This is a genomic window from Streptomyces litmocidini, from assembly GCF_014649755.1.
In the GTDB taxonomy this organism is placed as follows: Bacteria; Actinomycetota; Actinomycetes; order Streptomycetales; family Streptomycetaceae; genus Streptomyces; species Streptomyces litmocidini.
Window position 1 is genome coordinate 681,289 of sequence record NZ_BMTQ01000001.1, and the last position, 13,681, is coordinate 694,969.

Here is a 13,681-nt window from a genome sequence, read left to right on the forward strand (position 1 = left end):
CCCTGTGAAGGACGTGAAGGAAGAGAAGAAGGCCGACGAGAAGAAGGCCCCCAAGAGCGAGCAGACCCGCACGCTCATCCTCGAGACCGCGCTCCGGCTGTTCAAGGAGCGCGGTTACGACAAGACGACGATGCGGGCCATCGCCCAGGAGGCCGGGGTCTCCGTCGGCAACGCGTACTACTACTTCTCCTCCAAGGAGCACCTCGTCCAGGGCTTCTACGACCGGATCGCCGAGGAGCACCAGGCGGCCGTCGAGCCCATCCTGACCGGCCCGGAGAAGGACCTGGCCGCCCGGATCCGCGGGGTCTACCTCGGCTGGCTCGACATCGCGGAGCCGTACCACGAGTTCGCGGCCCAGTTCTTCAAGAACGCCGCCGACCCGGACAGCCCGCTCAGCCCCTTCTCCCCCGAGTCGGAAGGCCCGCGCGAGGCGGCGATCGAGGTGCACCGGCGGGTCATCTCCGGCGCCTCGGTCAAGGTCGACCCGGAACTGAAGGAAGCGCTCCCGCAGTTGCTCTGGCTCCAGCAGATGGGCCTGGTGCTGTTCTGGGTGTACGACCGCTCGGAGGGCGCGGCGAACAGCCGGCGCCTGGTGGAGCGCCTGGCGCCGGTCACCGCCCGCGCGATCTCGCTCTCCCGCTTCCGGATCCTGCGCCCGCTGGTCAAGGAGACGCACGAACTGCTCTCCGACTTCATGCCGACGGCGGCCGGCATGGCGGCCTCGGGCAAGCCCGAGAAGCGGACGGCCCCGAAGCCGCAGGAGACCCCCTAGATCCAGCTGAGTTCCCACAGGCGCCAGATGCCCGTGCCGTCCGACAGGTACTGGGAGCCGGTGACCGCGTCCGTGGAGAGGACGTAGTCCTTCTTCTGCCACAGCGGGACGAGCGGCACGTCGAGGGCGACCTCGTTCTGGATCTCCTTGAAGTCGGTCGTCGCCCGGCCCCGGTCGCTGTACTGCTGCGTCGAGGCGATCAGCTCGTCGATCCGCTTGCTGGAGAAGCCGTTGTGCAGGGTGTTCCCGCTGCCGACGAGCGGGGCGGTGAAGCTGTCGGAGTCGGGGAAGTCGGGGAGCCAGCCGACGGGGTAGGCGTCGTAGTCGCCCTTCGCGTACCCCTTCTGGAAGCTCTTCCAGTCGGCTTCCAGGACCTTCACCTCGAAGAGGCCGGTCCCGTTCAGCTGCCGCTTGATCTCGGCGGCCTCGGCGACGTAGGTGGCGTCCTTGCGGACGCCGAGGGTGAACTCCACCGGCGTCTTGATCCCGGCGTCCTTCAGGATCGCCGCGGCCTTCTTCCGGCTCGGCTCCGGGTAGACGTCGAAGAAGGCGGTGCTGTGGCCGACGAAGCCCTGCGGGATGAGGGAGTAGAGCGGCTCGACCGTGCCCTTGTAGGCGCCTTCGGTGATCGCCGGGCGGTCGAGGACGGCGGCGACGGCCTGCCGTGCGGCCTTGTCCGCCATGGGCGAGCCGGGCCGGACGTTGAAGTTGAGGTTGCGGATCTCGGCGCTCTCCGCCTCGGTGACCCGGGTCCCGTCCTTGGTGCCCAGGGTCGAGATGAAGTCCGGCGGGAGCTGCCGGTGCGTCACCTGGACCTCCTTCGCCTTCCAGGCGTCGGCGAGGTCCTCGGACTGGGCGTAGTACTTCACCAGGACCGTGTGGCCGGCCTTGGTGACGGCGCCCCTGTACCTGGGGTTGGGCTCCAGGCGCGCGGACTTGCCCTCCTTGTACTCCTTGAGGACGTACGGCCCCGAGCCGTCGACCGCGGAGTCCGTCCGCAGCCTGTCGGCCGGGTAGTGGTCCTTGTCCACGATCGAGCCGGCACCCGTGGCCACCTTCAGCGGGAACGTGGCGTCACGGCCGCTCAGGTGGAAGGTGACGGTACGGCCCTCGGCCGAGACGTTCTTCAGCGTCGGGAAGAGCGGCTGCGGGCCGACGTCGGTCTTGATGCGCAGCATCCGCTCGAAGGAGTACTTGACGTCCCCGGCGGTGACCTTGCGCCCGCTGGCGAAGGTGAGGTCGTCGCGGAGCGTGCACTGGTACGTGGTGAGCTTGGTGCCCACGAACCTGCAGCTCTCGGCGGCGTCCGGGACCGGCTGGGAGAGGCCCGGCTTGAAGGTCAGCAGCGACTGGAAGACGTTGCTGTACATGGCCCAGGAGCCGGCGTCGTAGGCGCCCGCCGGGTCGAGCGAAGTGACCTCGTCGGTCGTGCCGACGGTGATCGGATCGGTCCGGACGCCGTCCGAGGGCAGGAGTTGCCAGCCCCCCACCCCGGCGGCCACCAGTACTCCACAAGTGATGAGGATCCGCAGACGGACCGTCGACCGCATTGCCGTGCTTCCTTTTTTCGAGACCACCCCAGATGCGACGGCCCCCGGAAAACGTCGCGATGGCTGCATCCCATCACACGGCTTTCACATGGGGAAGGGGAAACTTTCACACGACAGGTATATGTCCGGGATATGAGAATTTAAGTCGATGAGCGGCACGCATCGCTCCGGGCGCGGGGAGTGACCGCGTCCGGTCAGGCCTGCTTCGAGGCGAGTTCGACGACCGTGATGTCGGAGGGCGCCCCGACCCGGACCGGAGGCCCCCAGGCACCCGCGCCCCGCGAGACGTACAGCTGCGTGTCCCCGTACCGCTCCAGGCCCGCGACGGTCGGGTTGGCGAGCTCGGCGAGGTAGTTGCCGGGCCAGAGCTGGCCGCCGTGGGTGTGCCCGGAGAGCTGGAGGTCCACGCCGTGGCGTACGGCGTCGTGGACGACGATCGGCTGGTGCGCGAGGAGCACCGCGGCACGGGCCCGGTCGCGGTCGCCGAGGGCCCGCGCGAAGTCGGGGCCCTGGCCCTCGCTCTCCCCCGCGACGTCGTCGACGCCGGCGAGGTCGAAGCCGGCCGGGATCTCCACGCGCGCGTTGCGCAGCGGACGCAGGCCGAGTTCGCGGACGTGGTCGACCCAGGCGTCGGCCCCCGAGAAGTACTCGTGGTTGCCGGTCACGAAGAAGGAGCCGTGCCGGGCCCGGAGCCGGGCGAGCGGTTCGGCGGCCGGGCCGAGGTCCTCGACGGTCCCGTCGACGAGGTCGCCGACGACGGCGATCAGGTCGGGCTGGGTGGCGTTGATCGAATCGACGATCCGCCGGGTGTGGGCGCGCCCCAGGATCGGCCCGAGGTGGATGTCGGAGACGACGGCGATCCGGTAGCCGTGCGCGGCGCGCGGGATCTTGGCCAGCGGCACGGTGACCCGTTTGACCCGGGGTCCGCGCAGCACCCCGTACGTCCCGTACCCGACGGTCCCGACGGCGACGGCGGCCGCGGAGCCCCCGACGACCCGGGAGACGAACAGCCGCCGGGAGAGCTCGGACTCCCGCGACCCGGCCACGGACGGGGACGCGGACACGGGGTCCGCGGCCGCGGGCTCCGACGGAGCGGGCGTCACGGGCGCGGGCTCCGCCGGAGCGGGCGTCGATGCGGGCTCCGCCGGGGCGGGGGCGGCGGCGCGGCGGCCCGTCCGGGCGCGCAGGAGCGGCCGGACGGCCTCGCCGACGAGCAGGGCCAGGACCAGGTACAGGAGCACGGCGAGCCAGAGGAAGCCCGGCCAGGCGACCGTCTGCTGGAACAGGAAGGGCGCACCCGCCCGCGAGGAGACCAGGGCCGCGAGCGAGAACAGCGGCAGGGCCACGACGACGGCCGTGCCGAGCCGGCGCGCGAGGCCCCCGGCCGCCGTGACGTCCCGCACGAGACGCCGCCACACGTACCAGTGGACCGCTCCGAGCAGCGCGAGCACCACGACCAGGACCAGCAGCAAGGCGACCACGCCCCGGAACCCCTCTTCCCGTCCTTCCAGGCGTCCGCGCGGCGCGCGGCGCGCACCCCGCGCGACCCGATCACGCCGCTCGCCGTCCCCAGGACGGAGGACGTGGCGGCGAGCAGCGGATGGACCCAGGAGCGGGCCGTCGGGTCGCCCGCGTCGTCGGGGCGAGGCCGTTCCCGTCGTTCCGGAGGTGCTCGGCGGAAGTGACCCATGCGCAGCTGTCCACGAGCGTACAGACCCCGGCCGCCGGGCCCGCGGGCACGGGTCGGATACTGGCGGGACCGACCCGCCTCCTCCCGGAAGGGCACCTCGTGAAGCTCAGCCGTCGCACGTCCTGGTTCCTGCTCGCGTTCGGTGCCTGGTCCTGGATGATCTGGATCACCTTCGCCCGGAACCTGTACGAGGACGGGAGCGGACTCGCCTTCGACGACGCGGGCGCCCCGACGGCCTACTTCTGGGTCCATCTCGCCCTTGCCGTGACGTCGTTCGTGCTGGGGACGGCGGTCGGCGTCATCGGTTGGAGGGGCGTGCGAGCGCACGCGGGCAAGTAGAGGCCCCGCCCGCGCGCCGCGGGGGAGGCACGCGGAAGGGGCCGGTCGGCTTCCCGGGCCCGGACACGGTGATCGGCCCCGGTTCGCCGGGGACGGCCGGGCCCTGTCTCCGGGTCCGCTCGTCCGGTCCTGTGGCAGGATCGCGGGATGCTGCGACTAACCGACTTCATCATCGATTGCCCGGACACGATGAAGCTGGCGGCCTTCTACTCCGAGGTAGTGGGGCTCCCGGTCAAAGAGGGCAGTGACGAGCACTGGGCCGGTATCAAGTTCGGCGAGATCGAACTGGCCTTCACCCGGGTGGAGGACTACCGCGCCCCGCAGTGGCCCGACAGCGAGCACCCCAAGCAGTTCCACCTCGATTTCGAAGTCGACGACATCGAGGCCGAACAGCGTCGCGTCCTGGCCCTCGGCGCGACCCTGCAACGGGACTGCGTCGGCCCCGACGGCTATGGCTTCCGCGTCTACGCCGACCCCGTCGGCCACCCCTTCTGCCTCTGCCGCAACAAGGGTGTCGTCTGGACCGATCAGGGCCTCGTCTGGCCCGAGCGCGACCAGTAACCAGTAGGCCGTGTTCCGAAGCAGGCGGGGTCGTTCGTCGACGGCGTCGGCGGTGACGGCGGCCGGATGACGGCGCGGGAGGAACGCGTCTTGTCGGCGCGGACCCGCTGGGGCCGGGTCCGCGGTCGGCCGCCGTCCGGCCGGGCGGTGCGGATGCCGGCCCTCATCGCCTCGAAGTGCGGGGCCCCCGCCCGCCCCGCGCTCAGGACCGGCGCGTGGACCGCCTGCCAGGAGCGGTGGCACGCGGGCGCGTCCCGCCGCGGCACGCCGGCACGCACCCGTCCCCGGATGCCGTCGAGGGGCCGACGGGGACGCCGGAGAGGAAGAGGTCCGGGAACTCGCGTCGGGTGGACCTCCGAACGGCCCGGGGCGCGCCCGGGAGGGTGGGCGTGGCCTCTCCACCGGGCTGCCCACCGGTCTTCGGAAACCGAACGGGCGGCAGGTGGATCCCCACCGGCCCCACCGACGTCTTCGAGGGTGCGAACGGCCTCCCACCCCCGGTTCGCCGCCAGTGCCCCGCCGGCTGCCACCGGTGCCTCCGGCGACGCCCCGACAGAAAGTGATCCAGATGAACCAGCTCCCAGCCCCGGACGCGAGCGGGACCCGGGAGACGCGGCGGCCGGGCCTCGTGGCCCCGGCGTCGCCGTCGACCTCCCGGTCCCCGCTTCCGGGTGGACGAGCGCGGGTGAACCGCCTGCCGGGGTTCGGATCGGTTGTGCGTACCTGTACGTTCTCGACCGTGTCTGCTTCGAAGAAGACCGCTTGGGCGGTCGCCGCTGCCGTGCTCCTCCCGCTCGTCACCGCCGCGCCCGCGGCGCACGCGGACGGAAAGGACGGGAAGGACAAGCAGCCCGAGCCTCCCGCCGTGATGTCCAGGGTCGGCGGTGCCCTGCTCGGCACGCCGGGGACGCAGGTGCGGCTCGGCCCCGGCGCTCCGGTGCTGCCGAAGGAGCTGTCCGGCCGCTCCTGGATCGTCGCGGACGCGGAGAGCGGACAGGTCCTCGCCGCGCACAACGCCCACTGGCGACTCGCCCCGGCCTCCACGCTCAAGATGCTCTTCGCGGACACCCTGCTGCCGAAGTTCGGCAACAAGACGCAGAACCACCTGGTCACCACCGCGGACCTGGCCGGGATAGGGGACGGCTCCAGCCTGGTCGGCGTCAAGGAGAAGCAGACCTACAGCGTCCGCGACCTGTGGCTCGGGGTGTTCCTCCGCTCCGGCAACGACGCCGTGCACGTGCTGACCAGCATGAACGGCGGTCTCCAGCGGACCGTCCAGGACATGAACGCCCAGGCGGCCGAACTCCAGGCCCTCGACACCTACGTGGTCACCCCGGACGGTTACGACGCCCCCCGCCAGGTCTCCTCCGCGTACGACCTGACGCTCATCGCCCGCCACGGGATGCAGAACGCGGACTTCCGCGCGTACGCCGCCACGGCCCGCGCCTCCTTCCCCGGCGAGGCCAAGCCGGGCAAGAAGCGCGAGACCTTCGAGATCCAGAACACGAACCGGCTCCTCACCGGAGACAGCGGCGTCGCCCCGTACCAGGGCATCGCCGGGGTCAAGAACGGCAACACCACGCACGCGGGCGCCACCTTCACCGGGGTCGCCGAGCGCAACGGCAGGGTCCTGCTCGTCACCGTCATGAACCCCTCCTCGAAGGAGCAGCACGCGGTCTACCGGGAGGCCGCCCGGCTGCTCGACTGGGGCTTCGCCGCCTCCGGGAAGGTGACGCCGGTGGGCGAACTGGTGCCGCCGCTCTCCGCCCGCACGGGGTCCCCCACCCCGGTGGACGCCACGGCTCCGGCGGGCGCCAAGGACGCCCCGCGGAACCCGGTCCACGCGGCCGCGCCCGCCGTCGGGAGGACCGGCGGGGTGGGGATCGCGCTGGCCGTGGCGGGCTGTGTCCTCGTCCTCCTGGCCGCGGCCGGCTTCCTGGTCAACCGCCGCTGGCCGCTGGCCGGGGCGGCGGTCCGTCGGCGCCGTTCCCCGTCCCCGGAGGTGCCGCCGTCGGTGGACGGGACTCCGAAGGGCTCTGCCGAGGCGACTCCGTAGCCGTCCAGGCCGCGCAGAACAGCAGCAGTTTCGCGGTGAAGTTGATCCAGAGGAGCAGGGCGACCGGAACGCCGAACGCCCCGTACATCGACTTCGCCGCGACCTCCTTCATGTAGCCGCCGAGCAGCAGCTTCAGCAGCTCGAAGCCGACCGCGCCCATCAGTGCCGCCGTCACGAGGTCCCGGCGGTGCGGTTCGACGCCCGGCAGCAGCGTCAGCACGTACAGCAGGATGAGGAAGTCGGCGACGACGCCGACGAGGACGGCCGCCGCCTGGAGCAGGACGCCGCCCCACCCCCCGCCCGAGACGCCGAGCCGGTCGGCGCTCCAGCCGACGGCGGTGGAGCCGAGCCAGGACGCGGCGAGCGAACCGAGCGCGACGCCGCCGAGTCCGAGCAGGATCAGCGCGTCCTTGCCCTTGAGCAGGATCGGGTTGCCCTCGACGGCGTCGAGCCCCCAGACCGCGCGCAGGCACTCCCGCATGGAGCCGATCCAGCTGATGCCGGTGACGAGCAGGACGGCGCCGGCGACGAGCCCGATCGTGCCGGCGTTGGCGACGAGTCCGCCGATGTCGAGCTGGTCGGAGATGCCGGGCACCTGGTCGCCGATCTTCTTCTCGATGGTGCCGAGCTGGTCGTCGGTGAGGAGCGCGGCGCCGATCGCGGCGGCGACCGTGATCAGGGGGAAGAGGGCGATGAAGGAGACGAAGGTGATCGCGGCGGCCAGCCGCGTCCAGTGCGCCGCGTCGAGGGTCTCGTACGCGTGCCAGCCGTGGGTCCGCATGAGGCGGGCGACCCACGGGCCGATGACGGGGAGTCTGGTCAGCCAGTCCATGTCGTACGTCTGCTCCTCGCGCCGTCGATCACTCGAGTTCCTCGGGTACGAGAATCCCCCGCCGGGGCGCGGGGACCCGCGACCGACATCCCGTACGGCGCGGCCGACGCCGGACCGCGAGGGTGCTTTCCCGGTGCGTCCCGCGGTCCTCTTCCTGCGTTCCTTCGGGCATCCGTTCCGACGAGCCGCTCCGCAATACCGGCATGAGAGCCATATCCGGCTATACGGTCACCTCCATGGCTGTCGAGACCCGCGTCCTGGACGAGGACTGCCGAGCGATCAGCGGCTGGGGCCGCACCGCCCCCACCCTCGCGCGCGTGCACCGGCCCCGCGGGCACGCCGAGGCCGTCGAGGCCGTCCTCGCCCCCGGCCGCCGGGGCCTCGTCGCCCGCGGCCTCGGCCGCGCGTGCGGCGACGCCGCGCAGAACGCCGGCGGCACCGTCCTCGACATGACCGGCTTCGACCGCGTCCTGGCCGTCGACACCGCCGCCGGGGTCGTCGCCTGCGAGGCGGGCGTCACCCTGCACCGGCTGATGGAGGCGCTGCTGCCGTTCGGCTGGTTCGTCCCCGTCGCCCCCGGCACCCGGTACATGACCGTCGGCGGCGCGATCGGCGCCGACGTCCACGGCGGGAACCACCCCGTCTCGGGTTCCTTCGGCCGGCACGTGACCGCGCTCGAACTCCTCACCGCCGACGGGCGGATCCGCACCGCACTGCCGGGGACCCCGCTCTTCGACGCCACCACCGGAGGCCTGGGCCTGACCGGTGTGATCCTCTCGGCCACCCTGCGGCTGCTGCCCGTCGAGACCTCCCTGATGCGCGTGGACACCGAGCGCGTCCCCGACCTCGACGCGCTGATGACCCGGCTCGCCGACGGCGACGGAGACGGCGAGTCGCGGCACCGGTACTCGACCGCCCGGATCGACCTGCTCGCCCGGGGCGCCGACACCGGCCGCGCCGTCCTGACCCGCGGCGACCACGTGCCGTACGACGCGCTGCCCCGCCGCCACCGGGCCCGCCGCGAACCGTTGGACTTCCGGCCGGGGCGGCTGCCCGTACCGCCGCCGCGCGTCCCCGGCGTACCGCTCGGCCGCACGACCGTCGGGTTCCTCAACACGCTCTGGTACCGCGCGGCCCCCCGCGCCGCCACCGGCCGCCTCCGGTCGCTGCCGGCCTTCTTCCACCCCCTCGACGGCGTCCCCCACCGGAACCGGATCCACGGACCCGAGGGTTTCGTCCGGTACCGCTTCGTCGTCCCGTACGGGCAGGAGGACGCCCTCCGGCGGATCGTGCGGCGGATCGCGGACCGGGGCCTCCCCTGCTTCCCCGCCGTCCTGCACCGGCTCGGCGCGGGCGGCCCCGGCCCGCTCTCCTTCCCCCTCCCCGGCTGGTCCCTCGCCCTCGGCCTTCCCCTCGGGCAGCCCGGCCTCGGGCGCCTCCTCGACGCGCTCGACGAGGAGGTCGCGGGCGCCGGCGGCCGGGTCGACCTCGCCGAGGACTCCCGGGTCCGGCCGGAGGCCCTGGCCGCGATGTACCCCCGGCTCGACGAGTTCCGGGCGCTGCGCGCGGCGCTCGACCCCCGGTCCGTCCTCACCTCGGACCTCGCCCGCCGTCTCGGTCTCTAGAGCCCCCGGAACCCCTGGAGCCTCCAGGACCTCCCGGACTTCAAGGAGTTCACGTGAAGGACGCCTTCGGTGCCCCGCAGTCGCTGCTCGTCCTCGGCGGCACCTCCGAGATCGGGCTCGCCACCGCCCGCCGGCTGATCGCACGCCGCACCCGCGTGGTCCGGCTGGCCGGCCGCCCCTCCCCCGCGCTCACGGCCGCCGCGGACTCGCTGCGCGCGCTGGGGGCGGACGTGCGCACCGTGCCCTTCGACGCGCTCGACACCGCGTCGCACGAGGAACGGCTCGGGAAGGTCTTCGCCGAGGGGGACGTCGACATGGTGCTGCTCGCCTTCGGGGTCTTCGGCGACCAAGCGCGCGACGAGTCGGACCCGGTCGCCGCCGCCCGGGTGGCGCAGACCAACTACACGGGCGCCGTCTCGGCCGGTCTGGTGTGCGCGGGCGCGCTCCAGGCACAGGGGCACGGTTCGCTGGTGGTGCTCTCGTCGGTGGCGGGCGAGCGGGCGCGCCGCGCCGACTTCATCTACGGCTCGTCGAAGGCGGGGCTCGACGCCTTCGCGCAGGGCCTGGGGGACGCGATGCACGGCACGGGCGTGCACGTCATGGTCGTACGGCCCGGGTCCGTGCGCTCGAAGGCGACGGCCGGGCTCGCGGAGGAGCCGCTCGCGACCACCCCGGAGGCGGTCGCGGGCGCGATCGAGCTGGGGTTGCGGCGACGCTCGGAGACGGTGTGGGTGCCGGGCTCGCTGCAGATGGTGATGGCGGCGGTACGTCACGTGCCGCGGCCGCTGTTCCGGCGCCTGCCGGTGTGACGCACGGTTCCGGGCAGTGGGTGCCGGGGCGCCGTGCGGTTCCGGGCGGCCAGTGCCGGGTGCCGGACGGCTCCAGGGCGCCTGACCGGCGGATCAGGCCGTCGGCGTCGGGGTGTCGACCGGGCTGCCGCCCTGGGCGGGGACGGCGGCGATCGGGCGGCCGCTGCCGAACTCGTAGTCGTACAGCTTCCGCCAGACCCCGTCCGGGCCCTGCTCGTACAGCGCGAAGGAGCGGCAGGTCCAGGCCGCCTCGTACCCCGCGAGCTCCTCGAACGCCCGGTCCATCCCCTCCTCGGAGATGCCGTGCGCCACGGTGACGTGCGGGTGGTACGGGAACTGGAGCTCGCGCACCAGCGGCCCGGCCTCGTCGCGGATCCGGTGCTGGAGGCGGTGGCAGGCGGCGACGCCCTCCTCCAGCTTCACGTAGACGACCGGGGAGAGCGGGCGGAAGGTCCCGGTGCCCGCGAGGCGCACGGGGAACGGCTGGTGCTCGGCGGCGACGCCCGCGAGGTGGGCCTCGATCTCCGGCAGCCGCTCCTCGGCGACCTCGGTCGGCGGGACCAGGGTGACGTGCGTGGGGATGCCGTGCGCGGCCGGGTCCCCGAAGCCGGCGCGCCGCTCCTGGAGCAGGCTGCCGTAGGGCTCCGGGACCGCGATCGAAACGCCGAGCGTTACGGTCCCCACGTCGTTCTCCTCCGTCGTCCGTCGACATGTGTGCGGATGGTGCAGCGCCAGTGTGCGGCCTGCACCACCCTTTCGGCCAGGGTCCTCGGTCTCAGTGCTTGGCGGGCAGGAAGCCGATCCGCTCGTACGTCTGCGCCAGCGTCTCCGCGGCGACCGCGCGGGCCTTCTCCGCTCCCTTGGCCAGGACCGAGTCCAGCGTCTCCGGGTCGTCCAGGTATTCCTGGGTGCGGTCCCGGAACGGCGTGACGAAGTCCACCATGACCTCGGCGAGATCCGTCTTCAGCGCGCCGTACATCTTGCCCTCGTAGCTCTTCTCCAGGTCCGCGACGGACGTGGAGGTGAGCGTGGACATGATGCTGAGCAGGTTGGAGACGCCGGCCTTGTTCTCCGGGTCGAAGCGGATCACCGTGTCGGTGTCGGTGACGGCGCTCCTGACCTTCTTCGCGGTGGCCTTCGGGTCGTCCAGGAGGTTGATGAGACCCTTCGGCGAGGACGCCGACTTGCTCATCTTGATCGTCGGGTCCTGGAGGTCGTAGATCTTCGCCGTCTCCTTGAGGATGTACGGCCTGGGGATCGTGAACGTCTCGCCGAAGCGGCCGTTGAAGCGCTCCGCGAGGTCGCGGGTCAGCTCGATGTGCTGGCGCTGGTCCTCGCCGACCGGGACCTCGTGGGCCTGGTAGAGCAGGATGTCCGCGACCTGGAGGATCGGGTACGTGAAGAGGCCGACGGTGGCGCGGTCGGCGCCCTGCTTGGCGGACTTGTCCTTGAACTGGGTCATGCGGGAGGCCTCGCCGAAGCCGGTGAGGCAGTTCATGACCCAGCCGAGCTGCGCGTGCTCGGGGACGTGGCTCTGGACGAAGAGGGTGCAGCGCTCCGGGTCGAGGCCGGCGGCGAGCAGCTGGGCGGCGGCGAGCCGGGTGTTGGCGCGCAGCTCGGCGGGGTCCTGCGGGACCGTGATCGCGTGCAGGTCGACGACCATGTAGAAGGCGTCGTGGGTCTCCTGCAGGGCGACCCACTGGCGGACGGCGCCGAGGTAGTTGCCGAGATGGAACGAGCCTGCGGTGGGCTGGATTCCGGAGAGCACACGGGGACTGTCAGAGGCCATGCACATCATTCTCTCAGGTGTGGGAGGCGAACCCCGCCCGCTGCCGCGTGAGACCGGGAACACAGGGGGCCGGGAGCACGGTGGGCCCGGAACCCGGCCGGCCGGGAGCACGGCCGGTCGGGAGCACGGTGCGGCCGACGGGCCCCGCGCTCCTGGGGACCAGGAGCGCGGGGGCGCACCGGCTAGACCGGGAGGCCCGGGGCGGGGTGGGCGGCCATGAGGTCGGCGACCTCGGCGCGGACCGCGCGGAGGGCGTCCTCGTCGCCCGTGCCGGCGGCGGTGACGGCGCGGTCGATCCACTCGGCGACCTTCGCCATGTGCTCCGTGGTGAGCCCCCGGGAGGTGAGGGAGGGGGTGCCGATGCGGATGCCGGAGGGGTCGAAGGGCTTCCGGGGGTCGTAGGGGACGGTGTTGTGGTTGACGACGATCCCGGCCCGGTCCAGGGCCTTCGCGGCGATCTTGCCCGGGACCTGCTCGGGGGTGAGGTCGATCAGGATCAGGTGGTTGTCGGTGCCGCCGGAGACCAGGTCGAAGCCCCGGGCGAGGAGCGCCTCGGCGAGGGCCCGGGCGTTGGCGACGACGGCGTGGGCGTAGTCGCGGAAGGAGGGCAGGGAGGCCTCGCGGAGGGCGACGGCGATGGCCGCCGTGGTCTGGTTGTGCGGGCCGCCCTGGAGGCCGGGGAAGACGGCCTTGTCGAGGGCCTTGGCGTGCTCCTCGGTGGACATCAGCATGGCGCCGCGCGGACCGCGCAGGGTCTTGTGGGTGGTCGTGGAGACCACGTCGACGTGACCGACCGGGGACGGGTGGGCGCCGCCCGCGACGAGGCCGGCGATGTGGGCGACGTCGGCGACGAGGACGGCGCCGGACTCGCGGGCGATCTCGCCGAAGGCGGCGAAGTCGATGGTGCGGGGCAGCGCGGTGCCGCCGCAGAAGATGACCTTCGGGCGTTCCTTCAGGGCGAGGTCGCGGACCTGGTCGAAGTCGATGAGACCGGTGTCCCGGCGAACGCCGTACTGGACGCCCCGGAACCAGCTGCCGGTGGCGGAGACGCCCCAGCCGTGGGTGAGGTGGCCGCCCATGGGCAGGGCCATGCCCATGACGGTGTCGCCGGGCCGCGCGAAGGCGAGGTAGACGGCGAGGTTGGCCGGGGAGCCGGAGTAGGGCTGGACGTTGGCGTGGTCGACGCCGAAGAGGGCCTTGGCGCGCTCGATCGCGAGGGTCTCGACCTGATCGATGTTCTGCTGGCCCTCGTAGTAGCGGCGGCCGGGGTAGCCCTCGCTGTACTTGTTCTGGAGGACGGTGCCGGAGGCCTCGAGCACGGCGGCGGAGACGTAGTTCTCGCTGGGGATGAGGCGCAGGGTCTCGGCCTGGAGCCGTTCCTCGGCGCCGACGAGGGCGGCGAGCTCGGGATCGGCGGCGGCGAGCGCGGGGTGCTGCTGCGGGGCGGTCATGGCGGTGTCCTCCGGGCGTTCGGTGGAACGGTCCCGCCGCTGAGGTGCGCACGGGACCGGAATCCCGTGATGCCCAGGCGGGCGGCACCTCGTGTTCGTGGAGCGCGCGCGGCTCCCCCGGGGTCGCTTCCCCGTACGCCAGTCGCCGTGCGTGTTCCCACAGTAGCGGGCGCGCCGCGGCCGAGGTTTCCCCGTCCGGCATCCGAG

12 protein-coding genes, 1 pseudogene and 1 riboswitch are annotated in these 13,681 nt (G+C 72.7%); of the genes and pseudogenes, 6 read left to right on the forward strand and 7 right to left on the reverse strand.

The features are described from left to right. The first annotated feature begins 4 nt into the window (after positions 1 to 4). Positions 5 to 772: a TetR/AcrR family transcriptional regulator gene (locus tag IE180_RS03100; RefSeq protein ID WP_190155150.1), complete on the forward strand. Its 768-nt coding sequence runs from the start codon at positions 5 to 7 to the stop codon at positions 770 to 772. Here IE180_RS03100 and IE180_RS03105 read toward each other — a convergent pair. The 3 genes and pseudogenes from IE180_RS03105 to IE180_RS37650 form a co-directional block, all read right to left on the reverse strand. After that, positions 769 to 2,322: an ABC transporter substrate-binding protein gene (locus IE180_RS03105; protein WP_190155151.1), complete on the reverse strand. Its 1,554-nt coding sequence runs from the start codon at positions 2,320 to 2,322 to the stop codon at positions 769 to 771. The two genes, IE180_RS03100 and IE180_RS03105, sit on opposite strands and share 4 nt — an antisense overlap. Before the next feature lie 194 nt (positions 2,323 to 2,516). Then, complete coding sequence (locus IE180_RS03110) at positions 2,517 to 3,803, reverse strand: metallophosphoesterase (protein WP_190155152.1); 1,287 nt, start codon at positions 3,801 to 3,803, stop codon at positions 2,517 to 2,519. A 41-nt stretch (positions 3,804 to 3,844) separates the two neighbouring features. After that, a pseudogene (locus IE180_RS37650) lies at positions 3,845 to 3,990 on the reverse strand (SCO4848 family membrane protein); the annotation flags it as partial. A gap of 121 nt (positions 3,991 to 4,111) precedes the next feature. Between IE180_RS37650 and IE180_RS03115 the strand changes: the two are divergent. The 3 genes from IE180_RS03115 (at position 4,112) to IE180_RS03125 (ending at position 6,968) form a co-directional block, all read left to right on the forward strand. Beyond that, the gene (locus IE180_RS03115) at positions 4,112 to 4,351 is read left to right on the forward strand and encodes an SCO4848 family membrane protein (protein ID WP_190155153.1); all 240 of its coding nucleotides are present in this window, start codon (positions 4,112 to 4,114) and stop codon (positions 4,349 to 4,351) included. 147 nt (positions 4,352 to 4,498) lie between these two features. Beyond that, the gene (locus IE180_RS03120; protein WP_190155154.1) at positions 4,499 to 4,912 is read left to right on the forward strand and encodes a VOC family protein; all 414 of its coding nucleotides are present in this window, start codon (positions 4,499 to 4,501) and stop codon (positions 4,910 to 4,912) included. 739 nt (positions 4,913 to 5,651) lie between these two features. Next, positions 5,652 to 6,968 (forward strand): D-alanyl-D-alanine carboxypeptidase family protein, encoded by a 1,317-nt coding sequence (locus tag IE180_RS03125; RefSeq protein ID WP_190155155.1) that lies wholly within the window; start codon positions 5,652 to 5,654, stop codon positions 6,966 to 6,968. On the opposite strand, the gene IE180_RS03130 is transcribed toward IE180_RS03125, so the two are convergent. Beyond that, complete coding sequence (locus tag IE180_RS03130; RefSeq protein ID WP_190155156.1) at positions 6,853 to 7,800, reverse strand: YihY/virulence factor BrkB family protein; 948 nt, start codon at positions 7,798 to 7,800, stop codon at positions 6,853 to 6,855. The genes IE180_RS03125 and IE180_RS03130 overlap by 116 nt on opposite strands. Positions 7,801 to 8,036: 236 nt before the next feature. Here IE180_RS03130 and dprE1 point away from each other — a divergent pair, with 236 nt between their 5' ends. Then, complete coding sequence (dprE1, locus tag IE180_RS03135) at positions 8,037 to 9,425, forward strand: FAD-binding oxidoreductase (RefSeq protein ID WP_190155157.1); 1,389 nt, start codon at positions 8,037 to 8,039, stop codon at positions 9,423 to 9,425. A gap of 53 nt (positions 9,426 to 9,478) precedes the next feature. Next, positions 9,479 to 10,234, forward strand: a complete 756-nt coding sequence (gene dprE2 / locus IE180_RS03140; protein WP_190155158.1) for a decaprenylphospho-beta-D-erythro-pentofuranosid-2-ulose 2-reductase — start codon at positions 9,479 to 9,481, stop codon at positions 10,232 to 10,234. A 93-nt stretch (positions 10,235 to 10,327) separates the two neighbouring features. Here dprE2 and IE180_RS03145 read toward each other — a convergent pair whose 3' ends face one another. From IE180_RS03145 to glyA, 3 genes are all read right to left on the reverse strand, one after another. Then, the gene (locus IE180_RS03145; protein ID WP_190155159.1) at positions 10,328 to 10,918 is read right to left on the reverse strand and encodes a 2'-5' RNA ligase family protein; all 591 of its coding nucleotides are present in this window, start codon (positions 10,916 to 10,918) and stop codon (positions 10,328 to 10,330) included. 91 nt (positions 10,919 to 11,009) lie between these two features. After that, positions 11,010 to 12,023, reverse strand: a complete 1,014-nt coding sequence (trpS, locus tag IE180_RS03150; RefSeq protein ID WP_190155160.1) for a tryptophan--tRNA ligase — start codon at positions 12,021 to 12,023, stop codon at positions 11,010 to 11,012. A gap of 182 nt (positions 12,024 to 12,205) precedes the next feature. After that, on the reverse strand, positions 12,206 to 13,474 hold the full coding sequence (gene glyA / locus IE180_RS03155; RefSeq protein WP_190155161.1) for a serine hydroxymethyltransferase: 1,269 nt from the start codon (positions 13,472 to 13,474) through the stop codon (positions 12,206 to 12,208). Positions 13,475 to 13,538: 64 nt separating this feature from the next. Further along, positions 13,539 to 13,630, reverse strand: a riboswitch (ZMP/ZTP riboswitch). Positions 13,631 to 13,681: the final 51 nt, after the last annotated feature.